Raw genomic sequence first — 25,037 nt, 5'->3', positions numbered from 1 at the left:
GAAGCGAGATTGGATGCGCCTCACCTCTATCAGCAACTTTGCCCCGCGGGCGCTGATGCGTCTGGCCGCTGCGCCGGATCGGGGGGCCGCTTTTTTCGGGAGCATGCGGCGCGACCAGTAAGAAGATCCTGAGGGCGACGCAGCACCTATCCTGTCCGCAGCAGACCAACCGATCCCCCTGATACTGAAAGAGGAAAACAATGGATAATTGGTTACCTAGTTTGATCACAGCCACCCAGACCGAAGGCTACGATCTTGCCGTGAAACTGTCGCGGATCGCGGTGAAACAGACGCAGCCCGACGCAACCATGCGCGACAAGCTGCGCAAGGAATATGAGGCCGATGCGGGTGCGCTTATTGCGGTCTCGCAAGTTGTGGCCACGCATTTCGCCACGATCGCCCTGGCCAACAACCATTGGCGTGACGCGAAATGACCGGGGTCAGTATTGGCGATGGCCAGGTCACCGTTGCGGCGACTTTGGTGGCCAAGGGCTTTGGCCTGGACGAGCAACGCTTGCGCGAGCTAATGCACGCGGGCGTAATCACAACGATTTGCGAGACGGGGGAAGGGTCGGATGCCGGACGCACGAGATTGAATTTCTTCTATGGCAACCGGGCCCTGCGCCTGACGGTCGACGCGGAAGGTGAGCTTGTTGAACCCGCTCAAATCGATTTTGTCCGAAGTGTAAAATCTCGGGACCGACGACACGGTCCGGACGCGGCCACCGAATGATGTTGAGCTTGAACCGCCGGTTCAAGACCTGTGCCCCTGTCAAGGCCAATGGCCGCTCTCTTACCCTTGTGGCCCGCAGCGCTCTGTGAGCTATTGGCCATGTTCCGGACTGAGCCATGCAAAATAGAAGACCGCTGAGATGACGACCGCAATTCGCCCCAAAACCCATTTGGCCGTCTTGGCGGTTCTGGGCTTGTCACATCTGTTGAACGACATGCTGCAATCGCTGATCCCGGCGGCCTATCCGATCTTGAAAAAGGCCTATGCGCTGGACTTCGTGCAGATCGGCCTCATCACCCTGACGTTCCAGATCGCCGGAGCCATGCTGCAACCGGTGGCCGGCATGATAACCGACCGGCACCCGGCGCCCTATTCGCCGGTGGTCGGGATGATGTTCACATTTTCTGGGATGGTCAGTCTCGCCTTCGCTCACAGCTATGCAATCATTCTCGTTTCGGTGGCGTTGATTGGCATTGGCTCGTCGATCTTTCACCCCGAGGCGACGCGGATGGCGCGCTATGCCGCCGGCAGTCGCCAGGGACTCGCGCAGGGGATTTTCCAGGTTGGCGGCCAGGCCGGCGGGGCGCTTGGACCGGTGTTCGCCGCGCTCATCATTGTGCCCTGGGGGCAGCCGAGCCTCGCCTGGTTTGCTGTCGCCGCGCTTATGGCGATGATGCTGTTGACCTGGATCGGCAGCAAGCAACATCAGATCAGGGCCGAATTCACGGCGTTACGCGCCCGCCAAAAGACCGGTGTCGAACAGCCCCGCCGCGCCGCCTTGACCATCGTCATTGGCCTTGTCGTCCTGACGTTGCTGATGTTCACCAAGAACGCCTATAGCGAGAGTTTTCGGTCTTTTTATACCTTCTACCTGATTGAACGGTTCGGCCTTTCGATCCCTTCAGCGCAAATGATGCTCTTCATCTTCCTGCTGGCGGCGGCTGCGGGTGTCCTGGTTGGCGGCATTGTTGGCGACCGGATCGGCCGCTATCGGATCATCTGGATTTCGGTGCTGGGTCCCCTGCCCCTGACATTGATCCTGCCCTACGCGGATTTGTTCTGGACCGGCGTTCTGACGGTGTTGATCAACCTGATCATGGCCAGCGCCTTTGCCTCGATCCTGATATATGCGATCGACCTGCTGCCCAATCGGATCGGGTTGATCGGCGGCTTGTTCTACGGTCTGAACTTTGGGCTTGGCGGGGTCGCGGCGGCTTTTCTTGGTGTGCTGGCAGACAGCTATGGCGTCGAAGCGGTGTATCGGATCTGCTCGTTCCTGCCGCTGATGGGCCTGCTGGCCTGGTTCCTGCCCCGTATCGACGAGGGCGGCGGAACGTGATCCTCAAAACACCGGGCGGGCCTGACCAGCACGCGGCACGCCATTTGCGACAGTCAGGCCCGCCCGCCTGACCTCTTCGTCACAGCTGGACAATTCCCGGCAGTGGCGACGGGTTTGTGACTACGCGCCCGCACCCGCCGTAACCTCGGCCCGCAGCCGTTTCGCCGCGGCACCGGGGGCAGCACCCCAGACGGCGATCCAGCGATAGAAGATCGGCGTCAGGAACAGGGTGAACACGGTGGCAAATCCCAGCCCGCCGACGATCACCCAGCCCACGGCGATGCGCGCCTCCGCACCCGCGCCCGAGGTCAGCACCAAGGGCAGGCCGCCAAAGACCGTGGACACCATCGTCATCATCACCGGCCGGATGCGCAGCCGCAAGGCGTTGCGGATGGCGCTGTCGATATCCTCGCCGGCTTCGCGCAACTGGTTGGCGAATTCCACGATGAGGATACCGTTCTTCGCCATCACCCCGATCAGCATCACAAGACCGATCTGGCTGTAATAGTTCAGCGATCCGCCGGTGATCGAGATCGCCAGAAGCGCCGCCGCAAGCCCGAACGGCACCGTCATCATGATGACAACCGCGCTGGCGAAACTCTCGAACTGCGCGGCAAGCACCAGCAGCACGACGATCAGCGCCACGCCAAAGACAACATACATGCCGGCGGCCGTGTCATCGAGTGTTGCGGCCTCGCCGGTGAAGGTAATGCCCATGCCATCGGGCAGGACCTCCTCCGAAATCTCCAGCAAGCGCTCCATCGCGGTCGACAGATCGACGCCTTCGCCCAGGTTCGCCTGCATCGACACCGCCAGGGAGCCGCCGAGCCGTTCGATCTGCGCATCGCTGACCACCGTTTGCAACGAGGCCACGGCCGAAAGCGGAATATAGGCGCCGCTGTCCAGACGGATCGACATCGAGGCGATGTCAGAAGGGTCATCAATGGGGGGACCGCCGGGAACGACATTCACATCGACCTCGACGTCATCGGAAAAGACGCTGACCGCGACATCGCCCTGCACCAGGGCGCGCACCAGGCTGGTGACATCCGAGCTGTCCAGCCCCATGTCACGCGCGGCACTGTCATCCACGGTCACTTCGAGCTGGGCATTGACGCTGTTGTTGGACAGCTGCGGGTTCAAAAAGGTGGCGTCCTGTGACATGGCCGCGACAAGCTCGCCGGCGGCATCGGTCATGTCCGCCAGATTGGTCCCCGTCACCGCAAAGCCAAGCCCGCCGCCGGCACCGCGAATGTTGAGACTGTTGGTCGAGCGCGCGCTGACCTGAACGCCGGGCACCGATGACAGCCGTCCGCTGATCTGCGCGATCAGCTCTTGTTGGCTGAAGTCGCGTTCGGCCCAGTCCGGCAGGCGCACGACGATGAAGGCGCTGGTGCCGCCACCGACCCCGATGATGCTCTGCACCGCTGCGATCTGCCCGCTTTCCAGGTAGGGCGCCAGAATATCCTCGACCAGCAGGACCTGCGAGTCGAGGTAGTCGACGGTCGTGTCCGAGGCGCCGCGCGCCTGCACAAGGAAAAAGCCGCGGTCTTCCTCCGGGGTCAGGGTCGAGGGCAGCGTCACCGCCGCCCCGGCGGCGATCATGGCAAAGCCAAGCGCCACCGCAAGAACCAGAATCGGCGTGCGGATGGCGAAATCCATCACCCGGTCAAAGCCGCGCGCCAAAAGGCCCGGCCCGGTTTCCACGGCGTCGGCGCGCGGCTTTCCCGGGTCAAGCAAGGCCGCCAAAACCGGCGCAAGCGTAAGCGCGGTGAACGACGACAGCGTCACCGCAAAGGCCAGCACGAAGCCGAATTCCGAAAACACGCCCCCGGCCTGCCCGGGCAGAAAGGAAATCGGGATGAACACGGCGGCAAGCGTCGCCGTTGTCGAGATGACAGCGAAGAAAACCTCGTTGGTGCCGGCGGCGGCGGCGGCATAGGCCCCCATGCCGGATTTGCGTTTGCGCACGATGTTCTCGATCACGACGATGGCATCATCCACAACCATCCCCGTCGCCAGAACCAGCGCCAGAAGGCTGATCGTGTTGACGGAAAACCCGGTAAGCCAGATCGCGGCAAGCGTGCCGATCAAGGCCACCGGGATCGTGACCGCAGGAATGAGCGTCGCCCGCGGTGAGCGCAGGAACAGGAAGATCACCGCGATCACGATGACCGTGGCCAGCAGGATGGATTTGACCACCTCGTTGATCGACCCTTCGATGAAGATCCCGTCATCCGACGTCACCAGAAGCTGCACGCCCTCGGGCAGCTGCGCGCGCAACTCCTCGACAGCGATGCCCACGTCGCGGGAAATCTCCAGCGTATTGCCGACGGATTGCCGCGTGATATCAAGACCGACGGCGGTTTCACCATTCACCCGGCTGTAAACGCTGGCGTCTTCCGGGATCAGCTGGACAAAGGCGACATCGGCCACCTGCGTGGTGTCGTTGATCGGCAGTTGATTGATCGTGTCGACGGTCACCTCTTCGTTGCCGACCCGCAAGGACAGGGTTTGGGACTCCGTCGACAGCGACCCCAGGGCGGTGTCGTCGCGCAGCTGGGCCAGGGCGGTGGAGACATCGAAAATGGTCAGGCCCCGGCTCAGCAGGGACGGCATGTTCACCGCCACCCGAAACTCGTTGGCGCGGTCGCCGCGCAGGGTGATCTCGGCGATGCCGTCGATCAGGGACAGACGCTCATAGACCTTGTCTTCGGCGATCTGGGTCAGCTCGTCAAAGCTGGCGTTGCCCAACAGGGCAAGGCGAATGATCGCGTCGGCATTGCTATCGCTCTTGCTGACGCTGGGATCGTCGATATCGTCGGGTAGAGAGCGCAGGGTGCCCGAGACGATCTCGCGCGCCTCATTGGCGGCCACGTCGACATCGGTGCCATCGGAAAGATCAATCGTGATGCGGCTTGATTCCGCGCTGGACGTCGATTCAATGAAGGACATGCCCTCAAGCGCGCTCAGCGCGTCCTCAAGAACCTGGGTGACTTCGGTGTCCACCGTACTGGGCACCGCGCCTTCATAGGTGGTCCTGACCGACAGGACCGGGCGGTCCACGTCGGGCATTTCGCGGATGTCGACACTGCTGAGCGCCGCAAGACCCGCGATGATGATAAGAAGGTTCAGAACAACCCCGAGGATCGGCCGCGCGACGAATTTGTCGGCGAACCCGGCCTTGTGCGCCCGCTTTTCGAAACTCATGCGCCCGGCCCCTCGCTGGTCCGTGCCTCTGCCACCTGCGCGCCTTCGCGCAGTTTCGCGGCCCCCTCGGCCACGATCTGCGCACCCACCGGGGCGTCGGTTTCAACCCAGACCTGATCGCCGTTGCGGTACCGAATGGTAACAGGGGCGCGGCTGGTGCTGCCATCCTCAACCACCCAGATACCCGCGCCAGAGCGGTCCCATGTGATCGCGGTGGCCGGCACCACCGGCAGCGGATCGGTCTCTTCGGACATGCGGATGGCAAAGGTCATGCCCGAAAGCAGCAGACCCTCGGAATTGTCGATCTCCGCCTGCACCGTGGCGCTGCGGGTCACACTGTCCAGACGGCTGTCAAAGGCGGTGATCTGACCCTCGAAAATGCGCCCGGCATAGGTCGGGGTCGATACGAAAACCGGCTTGCCCTCGGTCAGCAGCGCGATCGAGCGTTCGGGCACCTCGAAGGTCGCCAGCAATGTCGTGGAATCGTCCACCGTCACGATGGCATCGCCGATCGACAAACGATCCCCGATGTTGACCTCGCTCAGGCCCAGGCGGCCGGAAATCGGCGCGACAATGGTGCGGTCTTCCAGCGCGATCTCGGCCAGCCCGACATTGGCCTCGGCCAGCCGCAGCGCGACTTCGGCCTCCGACAGGGCAACGTCGGTCACCACCGAGGTGCCGTTGATGCGCAGCCCCTGGTAGCGGCTGACGGTCTCCTGCGCCTGATCACGGCTGGCCTGCGCGATCTCAAGCGACAGGCGTTCGGTGCGATCGTCCAGCCGCAAAAGCACCTCGCCTTTCTCGACCAGCTTGTTGGCACGCAGGGCTGAGTCGACGACCTCGCCCGCTTCGGACGCAATCACTTCGGCGCGACCCAGCGAGACGGCGCTGCCAACGGTGCGCAGGACCAGCGAGTAGTTGCGTTCCTCCAGCGGCGCGAGAACCACCGTCGTCGCCCGGCCCTGCCCGCGCGCGCCGCCGGCTCTGCCACGCGGCGCGGCCGTCTCCTCGGCCGGGGCGCCGCCCCAGAACTGTGCGATCTGTTCGGGCGCGCCGAAAGCGATGACGTAGGCGCCCGCGAGGACTGCCAACGAGAGAAGGACAACAATCAATTTCTTCAAGGGTTTCCGGGCTCCTGGGTTCGCGTCGTCCATCGGGATGGATCAGCGGGAAATCTGTAAACTGGGTCTTATGCAATGCACCACACGTTGCAACACACCATCGCGTTGACTGGGGCGATGCCAGACAACAACCGCTTGTCTCCGCGCGATCGCAGCCGCACGCGCTGGCAAAAGCCGGAATGCCAAGGTGGCTGAATCCGCGCCCGCCTTAACAACACGTGCAAGAACACCGCCTGATTGATTTATCATGAAAGTCGTCCGCCTGATGCTTGTCTTCCTCCTGATACGGGCCTGCCGGTGTATTCTGTCGATTTGGGTCCAACTTTTCGCGGCGGGGTCCTGTCGACCATGTGTTCCCGAGACCTCTCAGCGCGACAGCGGGACGCGGAGAGACATCACCACCGCCATGCGGGTGATCTCGGGCCCGGTCCTGGAATAGCGTCACGGGCGGCGTTTCTGGGTCATGGGCCATAGCCATGCACCTGCCCTGCCCGCCTCAAGCAAGGGTCTTCTGGACAGCCTGTTGGGTCAACCCATCCCGCAACCGGAAATGGCATTTCTGTCCCGGTGCGCTGCCGCGCGGCTCTGACAATCGGTCATTGCCGCCTGAAAAGGCGGCAACCCGCGCGGGATGATGGGCGTTGCGAATGCGCTGACTGGCGAAGTTTGGCCGGCCCCCACCCCGGGTGGTGTCATCCCAGTTGGTTCAGGACCTGGCGAACTCGCAAAACATCCTGTGCCCGGGACAGGGTTGGTGCGTGGCCACAATCGTCGATCACAGTCGAGTCCGGCTTGGGGCCGGACTGTTTCATTTTGTCGAAGATTTCCTCGGTTACGAGATCCGATTTCGCACCGTGGAACAGGTGGCAGGGCGTGGTGATCCTTGCCCAGCGATCCCATGACATGCCCGTCGCGGCGCCGCCGGCCAAGTGCCGGATGATCGCCGGATCATAGTGCAGGGTCAGCCGTCCGTCGCTGCGCCGGCGCAGCGAACAACGTGCCAAACGGTGCCAGAACGCGTCCGAGGCGGGTCCAAATGGCGCATAAGCGTTGCGCAGCCAGATTTCAGCTTTGGTGAAACTGTCAAAATGTGGCGGGTTGCCGACATAGGACTGGATCCGCTCGATCGCGGCTTCCGGCACTTCGGGACCAATATCATTGATCAACAGGCAGGTCAGACGGTCGGCATGTGCCCCCGACGCCATCCGCATGCCGATCTGTCCACCCAAGGACGTGCCAAACCAGGCCGCGCGGTCCAGCCGGTAGTGATCCATCAGGTCAGAGGCGATACCAGCATAATATTCGACCGAGTATTCGGCGTCAGGATTGACCGACCAACTGGACAGGCCACGCCCGATCATATCGGGGCAAAGCACGTGATAGGTATCCGACAAGCCTGCCGCGATTTCGTCGAAATCCCGTCCGGTGCGCGCCAGCCCGTGCATCATCAGAACGGCCGGGGCGCCGGGTGTCCCCCATTCGGTCACATGAATTTCGTGATCCATCACCGGGACGAAGGCAAATCGTGGTTCGGTCATCTGCGCGCCCCCTTGGTCATCAGCGTGCCAACGATCCCCTTGGGAAAGAAATAGACCAGCAGAATGAAAATGATGCCGAGCCAGAACAACCAACGGTCCGGGTCCAGGAATTCAGGCAGCAGAGGAATGCCCGCCATCGCTTCGGCTGCCGCCCCCATCAGGTCGCGCAGGTAGTATTGCGCCATCACCATCAATACCGCACCGACAACGGCCCCCCACATCGTGCCCATCCCGCCGATGACCACCATCAGCAGGATGTCGATCATGATCGAAAAAGACAGCGTGGTTTCCGGCCCGGTGTATTTCAGCCAGACCGCATAGACCGACCCGGCCAGCGACGCGACCACCGCCGACAAGCAGAAGACGAAGGTTCGATAGGCGACGACGCGATAGCCGACAGCCTCTGCCCGCGCCTCGTTCTCGCGGATCGCCTTCAGAACGGTTCCAAGCGGCGACGCTGTGATCCGCAGCATGAGGAAGAACAGCACCATCGATGTCAGGAACACGAAGTAATAGGCGGCCAGTTTTCCGTTTAGCTTCACCCCAAACCAGCGCAGGACCTGGCCGTTTTCGTCGACCAGCAGCTTCGTCGTCGGCTTAAAGAGTTCAGGGACCCGGTAGGTGATGCCATCTTCGCCCCCGGTGATCTGCGAAAGCTGCGAGGCCAGCACCAGTACCACCGAGGCAGTGGCAAGGGTGATCATCGCGAAAAAGATCGCCTTGACGCGCAGGCTGATCAGGCCGATGGCCGCGGCCACGACCAGCGAGAGCAAGACGCCCGCGCCAGTGCCAAACGCGACCGCATCCCATCCCGGGCCCATCTGTTTGAGTGCAATGGCCGTCCCATAGGCGCCAAACCCAAAGAACATGGTATGGGCAAAGCTGACGATGCCAGTGTAGCCGATCAGCAAATCATAGCTGGCGACCAGCACGATAAAGATGCAGATGCGTGCCGCGACCTCCAGTGCCCGCACGTCCTGAAACAGGAACGGGGCGAACAGCAACAGGGCCGCGATGACGAGCATAGTGGTCTTGATGGCAAGGGCCCCAAATGTGTCTTTCATAGGTCCCATCTACTTCACCGCAGGACGCAGGCCGCTGGGGCGCCACATCAGAATTGCCATCATCAGGATCATGTTTGATGCCAGCGCAAGTTTGGGAGCAAGATAGCCGATGTAATTGGCTGTCAGCCCAACGATGATCGCGCCCAGCAACGTGCCTTCGATCGAACCCAGGCCGCCAATGATGACCACGATGAACACCACGATCATCATCTCGCCGCCAAGGGCCGGGGTGATCAGGGTTTCATACCCCGCCCACATTGCGCCCCCCAGGGCCGCCAATGCAGAGCCCAACATGAACACCCCAATGAAGAGCCGATCTATCTTGAACCCCAGCGCCTCGACCATCTCACGGTTCTCGACGCCGGCACGGATCAGCAAGCCAACCCGGGTGCGGTTCAGCAGGACCATCAGGCCGATGAAAACTGCCAGTCCAAGGCCAAAAGCGAAGACGCGATAGATTTCGATACTCACGTCGCCGATGATCCATGCCCCATGCAGAAAGGCCGGTCGTGGGACGGTCATGGGCGTGCCCCCCCAAATCGCGAGGATGATCTGTTCAGAAACGATTAACGCCCCCATGGTGATCAGGATCTGACGCAGATGGTCGCGGTAGACCGGGCGGATGATCACGGTTTCAAAAAACAGACCTGCGGCGAGACCAAACGCGATGGCCGCCAGCAAAGCGAGCCCAAGAGCGGCCGATGCGAGCATGATGTTGTCGCCATCCAGCCACCCCCCCAACGCAGCCAGAACCGAGGCCGCCACAAAGGCGCCAAAACTGATAAAGGCGGAATGGCCGAAGTTCAGCACGTCCATCAGCCCGAAGACCAGGCTGAGGCCCGACGCCATCAAGAAGACCATCATGCCCATCGAAAGGCCGGCAATCGTCAGCGTGACCCAGGAAGACGGCGCGCCGATCAGCACAAAGGCAATCGCCGCCAATGCCACCGGCAGAAGGTTGACGCCCCCGAAACGACCTAAAGTGTCAGAAAGTTTGTTCATGGCGCCCCTCATGCGGACAGGCCGAGCAAACGGCCCTGTAATTCGGCATCGGCGGCGAAATCGGCCATCGCGCCCTGATGAACGACGCGGCCGTCGTCGATCACCGCCATGTCACGGCCCAGACTGCGGGCAAAGTTGAAGTTCTGTTCAACCAGCAGGATCGTCGTGCTCTGTGCGATCTCGCGGAACGCTTCGCCCATCGCGGCGACGATCGACGGGGCAAGCCCCTTGGTCGGCTCGTCGATCAGGATCAGCGCGCGCGGTTCAACGATGGCACGGGCAACGGCCAGCATCTGTTTCTGGCCGCCGGACAGGCTCCACGCCTGTTTGGTCCAGAACTTTTCGAGCGCTGGAAACAGATCATAAATGCGCGACAGGCGGGTTTGGTCAAACTTGCCTTTGGCGGTGGCAAGAACAAGGTTTTCTTCAATCGTCAGGCCACCGAAAATACCCATGTTTTCCGGGACGTAGGCGATGTTCTTGCGGGCGATATCCGCAGTGGCCATGCCGGAAATCTCTTCGCCCTGGAATGTCACGGACCCTGGCGAAGGTTTCCATAACCCCATGATCGAACGCAAGGTCGTCGTCTTGCCGGCACCATTTCGGCCCAACAGGACAAACACGCCCCCCTCGTTCACGTCAAAGCTGACACCGTGCAGCACCGCATATTGGCCAATGTCGGTTTTCATATCGCGAACAGACAGCAAGGTCATGCAGTCTCCTCCGTCGCGGTGCCGAGATAGACGTCACGCACAATCTGGCTGCGCATGACCTCTTCGGGGGCGCCATCGGCCAGAAGCTCTCCGTTGTGCAGCACAATGATGCGGTCAGCCAGGGCGCGGACCACATCCATCTTGTGTTCCACCAGAAGCACCGTCTTGGAGGGATCGGATTTGATCGCAGCGATCAGATCCAGAACATCCGGCGCATGATCCAGAGACATGCCTGCGGTCGGTTCGTCGAACATATAGATGTCGGGCTCCATGGCCATCAGCAAGGCCACCTCCAGTTTGCGCTGGTCGCCATGCGGCAACGCCGCAGCGGGCATGTGAGCCTTGGCGCCAAGCTGCGCGGCATGCAGAAATTTTTCGGCCCTGTCAGTGAGATCGGTCAGCGCCACAGCCGGTCGGAACAGGCCCCATCCGGCGCCGGCGCGGGCCTGCACCGCGAGTCGGATGTTTTCCAGCACAGATAACTGCGGGAACAGATTGGTCAGTTGAAAGGCCCGTCCGAGCCCAAGCCGCGCCCGCGCAGAAGGAGACAGGCGGGTGATGTCGGTATCGCCCTTGTGGACCGTACCGGCGCTGGCGGTCAGCTGTCCGGAAATCAGGTTGAAAAAGGTGGTCTTGCCCGCCCCGTTGGGGCCGACAATCACCGTCGTTTCGCCCGGATGAAACGCGCAGGACACTTGGTTGACTGCGACATGTCCGCCGAAACGGATGGTCAGCCCGTCGGTGCTGAGAGAAGGTTGAGGCATGGCGCTAGCTTGCAATCCAGAGAGCCGACCCGGCCCGCCGCCTAACGGCGCAGGCCGGATCGCGCGATCAATTGTTGTGGCGACCGATGGGAATGTCCATCTCGTCGGGTTGGATGATCCGCACCAGGTCAGGGATCGCCCAATCGACGTTGTCATCCACGCGGATCTTGAAATGCACCATGGATTGAAGCGCCTGATGGTCTTCGGGGCGGAATGTCATCATGCCCTTGGGGGTTTCCCATGACATGCCTTCCATCGCCTTGATCAGGTCGTCGGTTTCATAGCTTTCGGCCGTGTCCAACGCCTTGACCACAGCCAGAGCGGCGGCCATGCCCCCGGCGGTGAAAAAGTCCGGCGGGGTGCCGAAACGCTTCTGATGCTCCTCGACCAGCCACTTGTTGATCGGGTTGTCGTAGGCTTCGTAATAGTAATAGACCGCGCCTTCCATGCCGGGAAAGCGTTTGTAGGTCGGCAACACCGGCAGGATATGACCGCCCATGGAAATCTCGATGCCGTAGCGGTCCGGATCCATCGCCTTGATCTTGCCGGGCGCGTCACCGCCACCCGCGATATAGACAAGAATGACCTTGCGGCCTTCGTGGTCTTTCAACGCATTGAACATCCGCTCGGTGGCGGCGGTGAAATCGGCGGTGCCCTGGGGCACGTATTCCTCGGTCACCACCGTCGCGCCGCTGCCTGCCAGCGCGGCCTTGAACGCTGTGATCCCGTCACGGCCAAAGGCGTAATCCTCGGCGATCGTGGCGACAAACAGGTTCTCGTCGGGCCGCAACGCAAGCGCCTGCGCCTGCATGTCCATGGACGAGTTGCGAGAGGTCTTGAAGATATAGCGGTTGCTGTCCGGCCCGGTCAGGCTGTCGGCCACAGCGGGTTCGACAATCAGGATCTTCTCGTATTCCTCGGCAATCGGCAGCATCCCCTTGGTGACCCCCGACGAGGTGGCGCCGACGGCCAGCAACACCTCGTCATCGCCATAGGCTTCGGCCAGCACGGCGCGGGCGACATCAGGCTTGAACTGGGTGTCCTTGATGATGACTTCGATGGGGCGACCCTTGACCTCATTTGTCCCCTTCGTGGCGTATTCGAGGCCCAGTTCGAACCCGGTCTGTGCCTGTTTCGAGAAGGCCTCGAAGCTTGAGCCGGACAGGCCGTGAACAAGTGCGATTTTTATCGGATCCTGCGCTGATGCCGCCCCTGCAAAGGTGGCGGAAACAGCAATGGCAGCGGCGAACCGCGTCAGTCGTTTCATGGTTTCCTCCCATACCGACGGGGGTGACCGTTGCGCGCACCTGACCCGTCGTCTACATAGGTTTGTATCATCCGGGACTGGATGGCTTGGGGCAAGATCGTGGAAATACGTATCGACGATTGCTATGAAACCGGCAGATTTGCGGAGTTGGCCTTCAACTTTGCCCCCGTTGGCCTGGTGGTCACGGAGAGCCGGGTGATCCGCGATTGCAACATCGCATTTGCGGATATGTTCGGCTTCAGACCGGATGAGTTGCGCGGGCAGATCTTTGCGATCCTGTACCCCTCCGACGAAGAGTTCGTGAACATCCGCGACCGGGGTATCAAACAGTTGCGGGAAACCAACCGCTATTGGGACGAGCGGATCATGGCACGCAAGGACGGCACTTTGTTCTGGTGCCGCGTTCGCGGCCATTCGTTCACGCCAAACCAGCCGCTGGCGCGCGCGGTATGGAGCTTTGCCGATCTGAGCGCGGAACGCCCCTATTTTCCGCTGACCCGCCGGGAACGTGAAATTCTAAGCTACGTGTCGGACGGGCTGACCAGCAAGGAAATCGCGCTGCAACTCGATATTTCCTACCGCACGGTTGAAGTCTATCGCGCCAAGCTCTTGCGCAAGTTCGGGGTCAACAACACCAGTGGCCTGTTCCAGTCTCTGGGCGGGATCGATGGCGATCATGTCGTATCCTCCTCTGGCAAATCCTAGGCTCCAAACGCAGCGTGTCACACCCTGAGCAAGACGGGTGCCGCGCGGGTGAGACGGAATACAGCGGATCGGACGGCGCTTCTGGGTCATCGGCAAAAGCCATGCACCTGCCCTGCCCGGCTCAAGCGCGTTTCTTCTGACGAGGCCGCGACGACGCGCTATCCTCAATGAAGGGGGCCGGAACGACGGTGATGAAGGGGGCGGTCAGCCGGTGGAGTCGGTCCGCCCATGCGCCGCGCCTCTCATGCCGGTGTCACCAGATGACCCTTCGGGATGTATGCCGCACGGTTTCAAAACGATTGACGGCACCAGAAACGACGTCAGCGGGTGATGCGCATCACCCGGAGTCACGCATAGCGCCGCATCGCTGCGGGGCGGCTCTGCGCACTTTTGCGGTTTTTCCAAGCCATGGGCTGGTAGGCCCTTTTGAAATGCTCGGCAATTTCGCTTCTGGCTGAACAGACGCTTAGGCAGTCCCGTGCTGGCGGACCATTCAGGGCCGCTTTGTGCGCGGTTGCCATCCCAAACAAAATTTGCAGCGCCTTGCGGTCTGTGTCCTCCAGCCCGTTCATGACCACCGGCCCGAGCAGGAGCGATTCCGACAAGCAGCCATTTGCGGTCACGATCTCATGTCGGTCACAGGCGAAATGTATCCAGGTGATCCGGGTCTTGCCCTGCATGTGCCGGATGCGGGGCAGCGACGTCAGTGACTTTGCGGGGGCCAACGCTTCGCTGGCGAAAATTTCCTGCAATTGTCCGCCGCCGCCCACCAGGAGACGATGTTGTGGCGACACGATCAGGTCATCTGTGGGGAGATTGTGGCCCAGGGCACCGGCCTTGATCAGCACCGGCTTGGACTCGTCGTCGACCGCATCCAACGGATGGTCATGGCTGTGGCTCCAGCGGATCGGTTGCGGGCCATGGTCCGCGGTCATCACCAGATCACCAGACCGAAGCGTTTCCACCGGGCGCGGGCCGTCGGGTGTCTCGATCAACGTTCCAAGTGCGTAGCACACGACCAAATCTGAAAAATTGGAATAGTTGACGTTGCCGTTGCTGTTTTGATTGGAGATCGAATAATTGACCCCGGCAATCATGGGCGTGTCCGAGACCAGCGCATAGTCCAGCATATTGATCGGCGTGTAGTCATCATTCGAAGTTGTGTTTTCGAACACGACATACACGGTGAAAGAAGGATCGCCATTGTCAGGCGTCACGTCAAACCTTTGCCGCGAGGCAACCTTCGCGTTGTCGGTAAAGATTGTCGATTGGGGGGCGACAACCTGATTGTTATCGAACGGATCGTTGTCATTGAAAACGGCATCATCGTCGATGACGCGGAAGGTTTCTTCGGCACCGGACGAGAACGAAAACGAATGGGTTCCGGCCGGATCGGTCCACAAATCTTCCATGGTTGCTGAGAGGGTCGTGTTTACCGACAGGACAGCAAATGCCATGGATCAGACCTTTGTAGTGACCGTGTTTGCACGACCGCGCCGCACTTTTCTGGAGCCTTTGCAGATAAAGGTATTTAGCCAGCAGAAATGTGGCGAGAAAGTGGCGGACGGCGCGGCGCAATCCACACCGTTGCATGAAATCAGCAGTTTTGCAGACCTCGTATTTGAGGCGAGCCTGCCGCCTTCCCCGTTGATTTCATGGCAGGCGAATGATCTCGGCGGTGCCGCGTGCGTTGAAGCGGTCATGAGTGCGAGGCGACGCGGAATCGGGTGCACGCGAAACATAGCCCGCGACCAGGTCGGTCACATCATGCTCAAGCTGGCCGAGGTGATCCCGACTTCCGTAGCGAGGCCGGATTGAAAGACCGGCCCCATCCGGCCCAATGCGACTATGACGCAGGCCTGCCGCGGCTGGATGTCGAGCAATGCAAGATTTCGGCGCAGCTCCGTCTCGAAAAGGTCTGCGCTGTGAAGAAGGCCGCGAAAACGGCGCCCATTAGATTGCGTGCTAACTGTTAATGCTCTAATCCCGTTCAGAGAGCGAGGAGTCAACCGAACTCATCCAAAGGATTTGCCATGCGCCCGAACCAGGCCACGCATCCCGTCCTTCCCTTCGTCGCCGCAGCCGTGCTGGCGATTGGCCCAGCCCGCGCCCAACCGACGGAAACGGACCTTGCCCGCATCGCCAGTTTCTTTGCGACTGCGCAGGTGGTTGAGGGGCCCAGCTTGGTCGATTGCACGCTGTCCGGCGACACCAAGACGACCTGCTTTTCCATCACCGTCAGCCATGTGCCACGGACCTACACGCCCGGCCCCTGGTGCCCGACGAACATTGCCGACGGCGCGGACGCGGGTGGCATCTGGTTCCTCGACGGCGAGACTGTCGATGTGGACGGCGCGTTCATCGCCTCGCTGGCCGAGGTCTATGGCGATACAAACTGGCAGCTTTTCGACCCCGACACCGGCGCGGTGCGCTTCACCGGCACGCTCGAATCCTGCGAGGCTGCGGCACGCCCCGATGTCGATCCGGCCTATCAGAACTCCTGCGTCCAATGCCTGCCCGAATACCTGCCCGAGGGCACAGCACTTACTTATGTCATCCCGCTGGTCCCGGTGCCAACGCAGCGCCCGGCCCCCACCAACCGCGGTGGTTCGGGGATCGCGCTGAACGGGGTGCGCCTGGACGGTCCCGCGCCGGTCGATGCGATCCTCGGGGCCTATACCATCGCGCCGTTCGACGATTGCGGCGGCCATGTGAACCCGCATGTCGGCTATCATTATCATGCCGTAACGGATTGCCTGACCGGCGTGCCGACCACCATCGCGGGGGCCACCTCGGATGCTGTGGCGGCGCATGGCGGCCAGATCGGCATCGCGATGGACGGCCATGCGATCTTTGCGCATCTCATGGCCGACGGTCAGGCACCACAGGGGCTGGATGCCTGCCACGGGCACGCGGCCGAGGGACTGCCCTACCACTATCACGCCGGTGCGGCGGGCTCGAACCAGATTCTCGGCTGTCTTGCGGCGGAAACCGGCTGCACGCTCGTAGAAGGTCAGACGGTTTGCGACGCCAGTCGCCCGCCGCCGCGTCCTTAACCCCAGCTTAGCCCTTGTGCATTCTTCTATGCGCGGGCAACGCACAACGAATGAGATGCCCATGACCCTGCGAAGTGCCCCTGTCGGGGCCGCGATCATCCTGGCCACCACCACCGTTGCCGCCTTTGCGCAGGCCCCCTATCCCGTGCCCGACACCAGACAGAGCACCTGTTATGATACCGACGTCGTGATCGATTGCCCCGCGCCGGGCGATGCCTTTTATGGTCAAGACGCGCAACATCAGGGCCCTGTGCCGAGCTACACTGCCAACGGCGACGGAACGGTGCGCGACGATGTGACCGGGTTGATGTGGCTCCAGTCGCCTGACCTCAATGGTGACGGCGATATCAACGTCGCGGACAAGCTCAGCTATGGCCACGCCATGGCAATGGCGGACCAGTTGAGCTTTGCCGGATATGATGACTGGCGGGTGCCGACGATCACGGAGCTTTATTCCCTGATCGACTTCAACGGCATGATGCCGCCGGAAAACAAGGGCACGGACACTGCGGGCCTGGTCCCGTTCATCGACACCACCTATTTCGCCTTCGGTTTCGGCGACACCGATGCCGGCGAACGGGTCATCGACGCACAAATGGTGTCCAGCACGGTGTACGTTTCGGGCACCATGCGCCGCAATGACCCCACGGTGTTTGGCGTGAATTTCGCCGATGGCCGGATCAAAGGCTATGGCATGCACCCGCGCGGTGACGACAAGCTGTTCTATGTGATGCTGGTGCGCGGCGACACGGGCTACAGTGTGCCTGCATTTACCGACAACGGCGACGGCACGGTGACGGACGCCAGCACCGGGTTGATGTGGGAGCAGGCTGACAGCGGTGCGGCGATGTCGTGGCAGGATGCCCTGAGCCGTGCCGAGCGCCTGAATGCCGAAGATCACCTTGGCCATGCCGATTGGCGCCTGCCCAACGTTAAGGAATTGCAGGGCCTCGTCGATTACACGCGCGCGCCCGACACCACCGGGTCGGCTGCGCTGGACCCGGTCTTTGCGATCAGCGCGATCATCAACGAAGCGGGGCAAGTGGACTATCCCTACTTCTGGAGCGCAACCACGCATGCCAATTTCACCCGATTTCCGGGGCGCTATGCGTCCTATGTCAGCTTTGGCCGGGCGATGGGCTACATGAACGGCTGGACAGATGTGCACGGCGCCGGCGCGCAGCGCTCCGACCCCAAGCTCGGAGATCCCGCCGACTATCCCGAGGGTCACGGTCCGCAGGGCGATGCAATCCGTATCCTGAACCACGTCCGCCTTGTGCGGGACGCCGACTGACGGCGGGCTCATGTCAAGCAACATCACCCCCACCCTTCCCTCCGGTTGCGATGGGACGTCCCGGACAGCCGCGCCGGCGTGGCAACTGGTGCGCGCCGTCATGATTGTCGCCACCCTCTGGCTGGTGTCGAACCAGGTGTATTACAGGCTCGTCGATGCGCTGGGGCTGGACAGCGGCTATGACGGCGCGCCGTTCTTGTTTACGGCCTATTACCTTGCCTGGTCAGCCTTTGCTGTCTGGCTGTTCCGCCCGCTGATTGTCCAAAGCCTGGACCGTGACGTCGTTGCGCGCGAGGGACTTTTTCTGCTGCCTGTCCTTCTGGGTTTTGCCCTTTTCGTGATTTACGGATTGTCGGTTTTCCCGAAGGTCTCGACGGTGCGCGCGCCGCCCGACCCACCGGAGTTCATGTTCGCCTCGGCCTGGTACTACCTGCCGAAATCCGCCGAAATCCTGTTCCAGCAAACACTTGTCGCAGGGCTTATTCTGACGGCTGCCCGAGCAGGCTATGCCATCGTCAGCATAGCGCTCGGGATGGCGGCAGCCTTTGGCGGCTTTCATCTGCTTCTGGCGTTCGACGGCTTCACCTCCGTTTACGTCACCCGTTTCACCCTTTCAGCGACCCTGTTCGGGGCTTTGCTGCCCTACTTCTACCTGCGCACCCGCAACGGATTCAGGTGGGCCTATTCGCTGCATCTGGGGTTTTACGCGCTCGACGCGACACTGACGCATTTCATTCTTGCGGCCCCTCCTTGGGCATAGAGCTATCGGGCCGGATTGCAGGAAATTAGGAACAAGGATTACCACCATGAAAACCATCAAGATCACGCTTTGGTCCCTGCTGGCCGGCCTCAGTCTGCTCTGGGTCGCGGCCAGTCTACCGCTGCCTGAAAGCCTGAGCGTCATCGCCGTCCGCAATCTGCTGGTGCAGTATTCCGGCGTGCTGAGCATCGGCGCGATGAGTGTGGCGATGATCCTGGCCGCGCGCGGGCCATGGCTGCAGCGCTGGCTGAACGGTCTCGACAAATCCTACCGCCTGCACAAATGGCTGGGCATTGCCGCGCTGGTCACCTCGACCACCCATTGGGTCGCGGCAAACGGTCCGAAATGGGCCGTGTCATGGGGGCTGATAGAGGCGCCAAACAGGCAACGCCGGACCGGTGAACTGCCCGATCTTGGCGCGGTTCAGACAGTCCTGAACAATCAGCGCGGCACAGCCGAGATGCTGGGCGAATGGGCGTTTTACGGGGCTGTGCTCTTGATCGCTGTCGCTTTGATCAAACGCATACCCTATCGTTTCTTTGCCAAGACCCACAGGCTGATCGCACTCGCCTATTTGGCGTTGACCTTTCACGCGGCGGTCCTGATGGACTTTGACGCATGGACGCAGCCGGTTGGCATTGTCACCGCGCTGTTGATGATTGCTGGTGGTGTTGTGGCGGTGTTGGCCCTGACCCGGCGGATCGGGCGCAGTCGCCAGGTTACCGGCAAGATTACAGCGCTGCTCCATTTTCCGTCGATGAAGATCACCGAATCCGAAATCACCGTGGACAAGGGCTGGTCAGGGCACGAGGCAGGACAATTCGCCTTTGTCACCTTTGATCGCAAGGAGGGCGCGCACCCCTTCACCATCGCATCGGCTTGGGACCCGGCAACGTGTTCCATCGCCTTTATCAGCAAGGGGCTGGGAGACCATACCGAACGTTTGCCGGAAACGCTGGCGGTGGGCGATGATGTCACTGTGGAAGGGCCTTACGGGCGTTTCACATTCGAGGATGGCAAGGATCGTCAGATCTGGATTGGCGCGGGGATCGGGATCACGCCGTTCATCGCGCGGCTAAAACACCTGGCCTCGACAGCCGACGGCAAACAGATCGACCTGATCCATTGCGTGCCCGAGATCGCGCCCGAACCGCAAGCCTTGCTGGAGGCCGACGCCACCGCGGCGGGGGCGCGATTGCATCTGATCCGCGACAAAGAGGACGGGCGGCTGACCGGCGCCCGCCTGCGCGAGATGCTGCCCGACTGGGCCGCGGCCAGCATCTGGTTCTGCGGGCCAGCGGGTTTCGGCGAGTCACTGCGGCGCGACCTTGTGGCAAACGGCCTGCGCCCGGCCGATTTCCACCAGGAACTCTTCAACATGCGCTGAGTGGCGAGATCGTCGATCCTTGCGGGGCATCGTCCGGCAATTCCGTTCTGAAACACATGGATAGAGGGAACCCGCCATGGAAACCTGCCCCCGGATCGCGTGGTCTGGCTGTGCCATACTGCTACCTGCCATGGTGCTTTTTTCGGCACAGCCAAGCGCCGCCCGAGAGGCCGGCTATCCGCTTGTCGATACGATGCAGGACCGGTGTTTCGATCTGGTGAGGTCGGCCATCGACTGCCCCGCCGAGGGCGCGCCCCTCTATGGCCAGGACACACAACACCCGCGCCTTGCGGCCTCTTACACCGACAACGGTGGGCAGCGTTACGGACGACAACACCGGCCTGGTCTGGCAACAGACGCCCGAGAATGACCGCCTGCAATACGCCGATGCCATCGCCTAGCCCACATTCACACCAAAGATCATGCCGACCGCTGCGGTCGCGGCCATGGCAAGCGCCCCCCAGAAAGTGACGCGAACGGCTCCCTTGACGACGCCTGCCCCACCGACCGATGCCCCGAGCCCGCCCAGCACTGAAAGCGCGACCAGAGTGGTGATCGCGACGACGAGAGTGATCTGGGCCACAGGAACCAGCGCAGCAATGATGAGCGGTATGACAGCGCCGACGGCAAAGGTCGCGGCCGACACGAGCGCCGCCTGGATCGGATGCGCCGTCACGGTTTCCGAGATGCCAAGCTCGTCACGCGCATGGGCGCCAAGTGCGTCTGTCTCGGTCAGCTGGATCGCGACCTGACGCGCGAGGCCATCGTCAAGCCCGCGCGCAACATAGATGCCTGTCAACTCGTCGAGCTCTGCCGCGGGCATTTCCTTCAACTCCCGGGTCTCGCGCGCGATGTCCGCCTGCTCGGCATCGGTCTGCGAGCTGACGGAAACGTATTCGCCGGCAGCCATCGACATCGCCCCGGCGACAAGCCCGGCAAGACCGGCAATCAGGATCTCGGGACGCCCGGACCCTGCCGCAGCGACCCCGACGACGAGGCTCGCCGTAGAAACCAGACCGTCGTTCGCCCCCAGAACAGCGGCACGTAGCCAGCCGATGCGATGAACCATGTGAACTTCGGGATGGGTGAGTTTGCTCATGGGGTGGCTCCTTGCGCGATGCGGGCCTGCCCGGAGGAGACCGCCTCTGTTTTCATTGCGGGTTCATGGGGCGCGATGCGCAGCGCGTTGAGGATCACGGCGACGCCGATCAACTCCTGTAATAGCACACCCTGGACCGGGGTGAGATGTCCATAGGCCGCCGCGACCATTCCGAGCACCGACAGGCCGATGCCCGCGACGAGGCTTTCGCCGGCGATCCGCCGCGAGGCCGGCGCGATCTCGATCCCTGGGCCCAGGCGATCATGAAACAAAGATGTCATCCGGTGCATGTCCCGGCGTCAATTCACGCGCTCGGAATCTGGACGGATCTCGAACAGCGGTCCCACTCTCGTTTCACGAAGATGATCACCTTCACGATCAATGAAGAGGGCGTTCAAGTTGTTTCTACGCGCCAATACGGCGCCCTCCAGGCTTCCTCTGACCATCAGGGCCGTTGCCCAGGCATCTGCCGCGGCGCAGGTCCGGGCCACGACGGTCACCGAGGCGGGCGACGTGATCAGCGGGGCGCCGCGCCCGGGGTCCATGGTGTGTGACAGGCGGCGGCCCTGCACCTCGACCCAGTGCCGGTAATCCCCCGAAGTCGCCACGGCGGCGTCCTGAAGCGCGAGAATGGAATGGGGCCTGCGGCGGTCGGGGTCCGGCGCTTCCACCGCGACGGTCCAGGCTTCTCCGTCAGGCCGGAGCCCGAGCGCGCGCATCTCGCCATCGATGCCGACGAGGCCAGCGGTGAGGCCGTGCGCGCCCAGGGCCTCTGCCAGCCGGTCGACCCCGTAGCCCTTGGCAATTCCGTTCAGGTCCAGTGCAATCGGCGCGGATTTGCAGACCGTCCTCTCCCCGATCTCCAGCGCCTTGTGCGCCGGGCAGCGGGGCGCGGCCATTGCCGCGCGGATGCCCTTCGTTTCTGCTGACTCAGTCCCGAAGCCCCAGGCTGTCACCGCATCGCCCATGCCGACATCGAAGGCCCCGTCCGAGGCGCGTCCGATCTCAAGACCGAGGCGAAGAACCTCTCTCATCCGATCCGGGACCATGACCCGGGCACCGACAGGCGCTGCGTTCAGGCGCATCAGATCGCTGTCGGGCTTCCAGGTGGACATCTGCGCGTCGACCTCGTCGACAGCGGCCTGCAACGCGGCGCGGACCGGCACCGGATCGAAGCCGATCGGCGCGAACAGGAGCGCCGACCAGCGCGTGCCCATGGTCGGGCCATTCAGAGCGTGGCGCACCATTTCAGTAGACATCTTCGACATATCGCCCCTCCGTCTTCAGAACCGCAGGCGTGAGCCCGGCAGGCGCGAGGATCTCGGCCAGCGCGTCGGTCACGCCCGCCGCCATGTCGCGCCCGCCACAGACCATCACGCGCGCCCCGTTGCGAATAAGATCCGCGACCTGAGTGGCCTCGCCCCGCAGCGCGTCCTGGACGTAGCGTGGTCGTGCCCCGCGTGAGACTGCCGTCACCAGGCCGGTCAGACGGCCTTCTTCCTGCCAGGCGGTGATCTCCTCGTTGTAGAAAAAGTCACTGTCGGGATGACGCATGCCAAAGAACAGGTGGATGGCGCGCCCCCGCGCATTGCCGCGCACAAAGCCCGCGAGAGGTCCGATCCCGGTACCGGCGCCGATCAGGATCAGCGGTGCACGACCCCGGCCCGGATGGAAGCCGGGATTGCGGCGGAGGAAGGCTGTCACGGTCTGCCCGGGTTCCAAGGCGGTGAGCTGCGAAGAGGCAAGGCCTCCGGGGTGTTTCTTGACGACGATCTCGATGAACCCGTCGCGGCGTGCGGAGGCGAGTGAGTAGAGCCGCGAGACGGCGCTTCCTTCCGGCAGGATGCCGATCAGGTCGCCGGCCGTGAATCGGGCGAACCCGGAACCGGTCAGCCGCTGCCAGAGTGAGACCTGCGGCAGGGCAAAGCGCAGGATCGCGGTCGGGGCCTGAACCTCGGCGCCGTAGTCCCGCCGCGAAACGAGGGTCAGCGTCTTGGTTTTGGGCAGCACGGGCTGGTGCGACAATTCCAGGGGGATCCCGAGCGCCTCGCCGAGTGCGCGACCCCAGCGGGCGAAGTCCTGCGGCGACTGGCGGTTGATGGTGTCGAGCGGCAGGAGTTCGGGCCAGCCCTTCGCCTGTGCCGTGGCCGCAACGGCTTTGGCGAAGGCGCAGTAGGCCGGGAAGCTCCGGTCGCCAAAACCGAGCACCGCCAGAGGAATGTCCGGCGCGTGTTCCGACGCGTTCAGCCGGTCGAGGAAGCCCTTGGCCGAGGCGGGGGCCGCCCCGTCGCCATAGGTCGCGGTGAGCAGGATGATCCGCTCGGCCCTGGTGTAGCGGTCCGGGGCGAAGCCCGACATCGGGCCGACATGAACGCTCTGCCCGGCTTGCGACAGTGCGGCGTGCAGCGTTGCGGCGAAGCCCCAGGTGCTGCCGCCCTCACTGCCGACAAGCAGGATCGTTTCGGCGCGCCCGGCGGGTTGATTGCCCCGGATGCGCGGCCGCCTGCGCCGCCCGGCAAGCCAGACCAGCACGCCGGTTGCGCCCATTGCCGGCACGCCGAGGGCCATGAGCCCGAGCACGAGGCCGAGCGTCGCCGCACCCTGTCCGGTGTGCAGCATGTAGATGGTTTCCGAGACGCGCTCCCACCCGGTCAGATCGCCCCAGGCCAGCAACGCGCCGCTGCCCTGGTCGATATACCCGGTCCCACGGTCCGTCTTCAGCGCGAAGACGTCCGTCGCATCGCCCGGATAGGGAAAGCTCAGCTCACGCAGCTCGGCGACAGGCGTCTGTCGCAAAATGGCCATCTGGTCGAGGGCAAACCCCGTTTCACCGCTCACCTCGGTCGGGAAGGCTGGCGCTGCGCCGCCATCAGGGAGAAGATCGAAGGTCGAGGCCGTCATCCACAAAGCCGTAGTGGACGACAGAACCAGGCCGATCACCGCAACCCGTGCAATCTCGACGTGCAACCGACCGGCAAGCGGCCCCCGCAGAGGCGCGAACCAGTGTCGCCAGCCGCCGGTCCGCCGCGCGACCAGCGCCGCCCCGGACAGCGAGAGGACCAGCATCGCCAAAGCCCCCGCCGCCATGGCGATGCGCCCCCCATCCCCGAGGAACAGCGAGCGATGCAGGTTGGTGAGCCAGCGCAGGGTCTGGTTCGGGTCGGCCGAGGCCACGCCTTCACCCGTAGCCGGATCGATCACTGCGGCGCCGGGCGTCCCCTGATCGAACCAGTAGGCTGTAATCCGGCCCGAAGGCGACCGGCGGATCTGCTCGACGCCCGGATAGGCCACCAAAATGCGCTCCGCCAGGGTGGCGACCGTCAGTCCAGCCTCGGATTGCGGCGCGGAGAGCCGCTCGGCCGCAGGAAAGACCGACAGCGCCGCGCCGCTCAAGCCGAGGATGGTGACGAGAGCCAGAGCCAGAAGACCTGGCCAGCGATGGAGTGCCCGGATCATGGCCTGCCCCTTCACATGTCGTAGGCGAAACTTGCGATGTAGCGGCGGCCGCGCACGGGGGTGCCAGCGCCGTCGGTCGTGAGCGGCACCGCCACCTCGTTCGGGCTGTCACGCATGTCCTCGACGGCGGCGTCGACGTGAAGCGTGTAGCCCGCATCAAACAGCGCATCGGCAAGCTCGAGAGTGATCTCCAGCGTGCGGCCCGCGCCGACGCTGGCACCGGTGATGCCGTTCACCTGCGCGGTGTCCCCGCCGGTCGCGCGGGACCAGTCGCCCAGATGCTTGTAGTATTTGGATTTTCCGCCAGCCATCCAGAGGCTGCCGACGTAGGCGTCCGAGGCGTCGGTGACGTAGAACGCGAGATAGGCGCCATCGCCGCCATAGGCGTTGAGTGTCGTGGTCAGGGTGACCGGCCGCGCCATAGCGATGCCGGGAACCGTCAGCGCCGTGGTTAGCGCAAGAGTTGCGAGAAGCGATTTCATTGAGAGGGTCCTTCCGAAAGTCGTAACAAGAGGAATAACGTGCGGCG

Annotated in this window: 23 protein-coding genes and 1 pseudogene; 10 read left to right on the top strand and 14 right to left on the bottom strand. The window is 62.8% G+C overall.

The genetic code is table 11. The features are described from left to right. Positions 1 to 200 precede the first annotated feature (200 nt). From P1U48_RS10490 to P1U48_RS10480, 3 genes are all read left to right on the top strand, one after another. Positions 201 to 434 (top strand): hexameric tyrosine-coordinated heme protein, encoded by a 234-nt coding sequence (locus P1U48_RS10490; protein ID WP_301068928.1) that lies wholly within the window; start codon positions 201 to 203, stop codon positions 432 to 434. After that, the gene (locus P1U48_RS10485) at positions 431 to 733 is read left to right on the top strand and encodes a DUF6522 family protein (protein ID WP_301068927.1); all 303 of its coding nucleotides are present in this window, start codon (positions 431 to 433) and stop codon (positions 731 to 733) included. Before P1U48_RS10490 ends, P1U48_RS10485 begins: the two co-directional genes overlap by 4 nt. Before the next feature lie 139 nt (positions 734 to 872). Continuing rightward, the gene (locus P1U48_RS10480; protein WP_301068926.1) at positions 873 to 2,072 is read left to right on the top strand and encodes an MFS transporter; all 1,200 of its coding nucleotides are present in this window, start codon (positions 873 to 875) and stop codon (positions 2,070 to 2,072) included. Positions 2,073 to 2,192: 120 nt separating this feature from the next. Here P1U48_RS10480 and P1U48_RS10475 read toward each other — a convergent pair whose 3' ends face one another. From P1U48_RS10475 to P1U48_RS10440, 8 genes are all read right to left on the bottom strand, one after another. Beyond that, positions 2,193 to 5,282, bottom strand: coding sequence for an efflux RND transporter permease subunit (locus tag P1U48_RS10475; protein WP_301068925.1), 3,090 nt, complete (start codon positions 5,280 to 5,282; stop codon positions 2,193 to 2,195). Further along, on the bottom strand, positions 5,279 to 6,373 hold the full coding sequence (locus P1U48_RS10470) for an efflux RND transporter periplasmic adaptor subunit (protein WP_301068924.1): 1,095 nt from the start codon (positions 6,371 to 6,373) through the stop codon (positions 5,279 to 5,281). The genes P1U48_RS10475 and P1U48_RS10470 overlap by 4 nt, the downstream gene beginning before the upstream one ends. Before the next feature lie 722 nt (positions 6,374 to 7,095). Beyond that, complete coding sequence (locus tag P1U48_RS10465) at positions 7,096 to 7,941, bottom strand: alpha/beta hydrolase (protein ID WP_301068923.1); 846 nt, start codon at positions 7,939 to 7,941, stop codon at positions 7,096 to 7,098. Then, a complete protein-coding gene (locus tag P1U48_RS10460; protein WP_301068922.1) occupies positions 7,938 to 8,966 on the bottom strand; it encodes a branched-chain amino acid ABC transporter permease in 1,029 nt (342 codons plus the stop codon). The genes P1U48_RS10465 and P1U48_RS10460 overlap by 4 nt, the downstream gene beginning before the upstream one ends. Before the next feature lie 48 nt (positions 8,967 to 9,014). Continuing rightward, the gene (locus P1U48_RS10455; protein ID WP_301068921.1) at positions 9,015 to 10,007 is read right to left on the bottom strand and encodes a branched-chain amino acid ABC transporter permease; all 993 of its coding nucleotides are present in this window, start codon (positions 10,005 to 10,007) and stop codon (positions 9,015 to 9,017) included. Between the two features lie 8 nt (positions 10,008 to 10,015). Next, entirely contained in the window at positions 10,016 to 10,720 is a 705-nt protein-coding gene (locus P1U48_RS10450; protein WP_301068920.1) for an ABC transporter ATP-binding protein, read from the bottom strand. Then, positions 10,717 to 11,484, bottom strand: coding sequence for an ABC transporter ATP-binding protein (locus tag P1U48_RS10445; RefSeq protein ID WP_301068919.1), 768 nt, complete (start codon positions 11,482 to 11,484; stop codon positions 10,717 to 10,719). Before P1U48_RS10445 ends, P1U48_RS10450 begins: the two co-directional genes overlap by 4 nt. Positions 11,485 to 11,551: 67 nt before the next feature. Beyond that, on the bottom strand, positions 11,552 to 12,751 hold the full coding sequence (locus tag P1U48_RS10440) for a substrate-binding domain-containing protein (protein ID WP_301068918.1): 1,200 nt from the start codon (positions 12,749 to 12,751) through the stop codon (positions 11,552 to 11,554). 81 nt (positions 12,752 to 12,832) lie between these two features. Between P1U48_RS10440 and P1U48_RS10435 the strand changes: the two genes are divergently transcribed. Further along, positions 12,833 to 13,456 carry a LuxR C-terminal-related transcriptional regulator gene (locus P1U48_RS10435; protein ID WP_301068917.1) on the top strand — a complete coding sequence of 208 codons (624 nt, stop codon included), beginning with the start codon at positions 12,833 to 12,835 and terminating at the stop codon, positions 13,454 to 13,456. Between the two features lie 347 nt (positions 13,457 to 13,803). Here P1U48_RS10435 and P1U48_RS10430 read toward each other — a convergent pair whose 3' ends face one another. Continuing rightward, positions 13,804 to 14,913 (bottom strand): Hint domain-containing protein, encoded by a 1,110-nt coding sequence (locus P1U48_RS10430; protein WP_301068916.1) that lies wholly within the window; start codon positions 14,911 to 14,913, stop codon positions 13,804 to 13,806. On the opposite strand from P1U48_RS10430, the gene P1U48_RS10425 reads away from it, so the two are divergent. The 6 genes from P1U48_RS10425 (at position 14,912) to P1U48_RS10400 (ending at position 20,354) form a co-directional block, all read left to right on the top strand. Continuing rightward, positions 14,912 to 15,274: a hypothetical protein gene (locus P1U48_RS10425; RefSeq protein ID WP_301068915.1), complete on the top strand. Its 363-nt coding sequence runs from the start codon at positions 14,912 to 14,914 to the stop codon at positions 15,272 to 15,274. The genes P1U48_RS10430 and P1U48_RS10425 overlap by 2 nt on opposite strands. 215 nt (positions 15,275 to 15,489) lie before the next feature. After that, entirely contained in the window at positions 15,490 to 16,512 is a 1,023-nt protein-coding gene (locus tag P1U48_RS10420) for a YHYH protein (RefSeq protein WP_301068914.1), read from the top strand. 61 nt (positions 16,513 to 16,573) lie between these two features. Further along, the gene (locus P1U48_RS10415; RefSeq protein ID WP_301068913.1) at positions 16,574 to 17,806 is read left to right on the top strand and encodes a DUF1566 domain-containing protein; all 1,233 of its coding nucleotides are present in this window, start codon (positions 16,574 to 16,576) and stop codon (positions 17,804 to 17,806) included. Positions 17,807 to 17,816: 10 nt separating this feature from the next. Then, positions 17,817 to 18,566: a hypothetical protein gene (locus P1U48_RS10410; RefSeq protein ID WP_301068912.1), complete on the top strand. Its 750-nt coding sequence runs from the start codon at positions 17,817 to 17,819 to the stop codon at positions 18,564 to 18,566. A 46-nt stretch (positions 18,567 to 18,612) separates the two neighbouring features. Then, entirely contained in the window at positions 18,613 to 19,953 is a 1,341-nt protein-coding gene (locus P1U48_RS10405; protein WP_301068911.1) for a ferric reductase-like transmembrane domain-containing protein, read from the top strand. Positions 19,954 to 20,213: 260 nt separating this feature from the next. Continuing rightward, the gene (locus P1U48_RS10400; RefSeq protein ID WP_301068910.1) at positions 20,214 to 20,354 is read left to right on the top strand and encodes a hypothetical protein; all 141 of its coding nucleotides are present in this window, start codon (positions 20,214 to 20,216) and stop codon (positions 20,352 to 20,354) included. Here the strand turns inward: P1U48_RS10400 and P1U48_RS10395 are convergent. The 5 genes and pseudogenes from P1U48_RS10395 to P1U48_RS10375 form a co-directional block, all read right to left on the bottom strand. Further along, complete coding sequence (locus P1U48_RS10395) at positions 20,351 to 21,052, bottom strand: VIT family protein (RefSeq protein ID WP_301068909.1); 702 nt, start codon at positions 21,050 to 21,052, stop codon at positions 20,351 to 20,353. The genes P1U48_RS10400 and P1U48_RS10395 overlap by 4 nt on opposite strands. Further along, positions 21,049 to 21,315, bottom strand: a pseudogene (locus P1U48_RS10390) (heavy metal translocating P-type ATPase); the annotation flags it as partial. The pseudogene P1U48_RS10390 and the gene P1U48_RS10395, both read right to left, overlap by 4 nt. Before the next feature lie 36 nt (positions 21,316 to 21,351). Continuing rightward, entirely contained in the window at positions 21,352 to 22,320 is a 969-nt protein-coding gene (locus tag P1U48_RS10385) for an FAD:protein FMN transferase (protein WP_301068908.1), read from the bottom strand. Continuing rightward, positions 22,301 to 24,508, bottom strand: a complete 2,208-nt coding sequence (locus P1U48_RS10380; RefSeq protein ID WP_301068907.1) for a PepSY domain-containing protein — start codon at positions 24,506 to 24,508, stop codon at positions 22,301 to 22,303. The genes P1U48_RS10385 and P1U48_RS10380 overlap by 20 nt, the downstream gene beginning before the upstream one ends. An 11-nt stretch (positions 24,509 to 24,519) precedes the next feature. Beyond that, positions 24,520 to 24,990: a DUF2271 domain-containing protein gene (locus P1U48_RS10375; protein WP_301068906.1), complete on the bottom strand. Its 471-nt coding sequence runs from the start codon at positions 24,988 to 24,990 to the stop codon at positions 24,520 to 24,522. Between the last annotated feature and the right edge of the window lie 47 nt (positions 24,991 to 25,037).

The organism is Pseudooceanicola sp., from assembly GCF_029213205.1.
Taxonomy (GTDB): domain Bacteria; phylum Pseudomonadota; class Alphaproteobacteria; order Rhodobacterales; family Rhodobacteraceae; genus Pseudooceanicola.
Note: the sequence above shows the minus strand (reverse complement) of the source record. Positions and strands in the feature narration are given on the sequence as shown.

Coding starts and splice junctions, on each gene's coding strand:
- P1U48_RS10490 (WP_301068928.1), top strand. CDS start 201: ATGGATAATTGGTTACCTAGTTTGATCACAGCCACCCAGACCGAAGGC.
- P1U48_RS10485 (WP_301068927.1), top strand. CDS start 431: ATGACCGGGGTCAGTATTGGCGATGGCCAGGTCACCGTTGCGGCGACT.
- P1U48_RS10480 (WP_301068926.1), top strand. CDS start 873: ATGACGACCGCAATTCGCCCCAAAACCCATTTGGCCGTCTTGGCGGTT.
- P1U48_RS10475 (WP_301068925.1), bottom strand. CDS start 5,282: ATGAGTTTCGAAAAGCGGGCGCACAAGGCCGGGTTCGCCGACAAATTC.
- P1U48_RS10465 (WP_301068923.1), bottom strand. CDS start 7,941: ATGACCGAACCACGATTTGCCTTCGTCCCGGTGATGGATCACGAAATT.
- P1U48_RS10460 (WP_301068922.1), bottom strand. CDS start 8,966: ATGCTCGTCATCGCGGCCCTGTTGCTGTTCGCCCCGTTCCTGTTTCAG.
- P1U48_RS10455 (WP_301068921.1), bottom strand. CDS start 10,007: ATGAACAAACTTTCTGACACTTTAGGTCGTTTCGGGGGCGTCAACCTT.
- P1U48_RS10450 (WP_301068920.1), bottom strand. CDS start 10,720: ATGACCTTGCTGTCTGTTCGCGATATGAAAACCGACATTGGCCAATAT.
- P1U48_RS10445 (WP_301068919.1), bottom strand. CDS start 11,484: ATGCCTCAACCTTCTCTCAGCACCGACGGGCTGACCATCCGTTTCGGC.
- P1U48_RS10440 (WP_301068918.1), bottom strand. CDS start 12,751: ATGAAACGACTGACGCGGTTCGCCGCTGCCATTGCTGTTTCCGCCACC.
- P1U48_RS10435 (WP_301068917.1), top strand. CDS start 12,833: ATGGCTTGGGGCAAGATCGTGGAAATACGTATCGACGATTGCTATGAA.
- P1U48_RS10425 (WP_301068915.1), top strand. CDS start 14,912: ATGGATCAGACCTTTGTAGTGACCGTGTTTGCACGACCGCGCCGCACT.
- P1U48_RS10430 (WP_301068916.1), bottom strand. CDS start 14,913: ATGGCATTTGCTGTCCTGTCGGTAAACACGACCCTCTCAGCAACCATG.
- P1U48_RS10420 (WP_301068914.1), top strand. CDS start 15,490: ATGCGCCCGAACCAGGCCACGCATCCCGTCCTTCCCTTCGTCGCCGCA.
- P1U48_RS10415 (WP_301068913.1), top strand. CDS start 16,574: ATGACCCTGCGAAGTGCCCCTGTCGGGGCCGCGATCATCCTGGCCACC.
- P1U48_RS10410 (WP_301068912.1), top strand. CDS start 17,817: ATGTCAAGCAACATCACCCCCACCCTTCCCTCCGGTTGCGATGGGACG.
- P1U48_RS10405 (WP_301068911.1), top strand. CDS start 18,613: ATGAAAACCATCAAGATCACGCTTTGGTCCCTGCTGGCCGGCCTCAGT.
- P1U48_RS10400 (WP_301068910.1), top strand. CDS start 20,214: ATGGCCAGGACACACAACACCCGCGCCTTGCGGCCTCTTACACCGACA.
- P1U48_RS10395 (WP_301068909.1), bottom strand. CDS start 21,052: ATGAGCAAACTCACCCATCCCGAAGTTCACATGGTTCATCGCATCGGC.
- P1U48_RS10385 (WP_301068908.1), bottom strand. CDS start 22,320: ATGTCGAAGATGTCTACTGAAATGGTGCGCCACGCTCTGAATGGCCCG.
- P1U48_RS10380 (WP_301068907.1), bottom strand. CDS start 24,508: ATGATCCGGGCACTCCATCGCTGGCCAGGTCTTCTGGCTCTGGCTCTC.
- P1U48_RS10375 (WP_301068906.1), bottom strand. CDS start 24,990: ATGAAATCGCTTCTCGCAACTCTTGCGCTAACCACGGCGCTGACGGTT.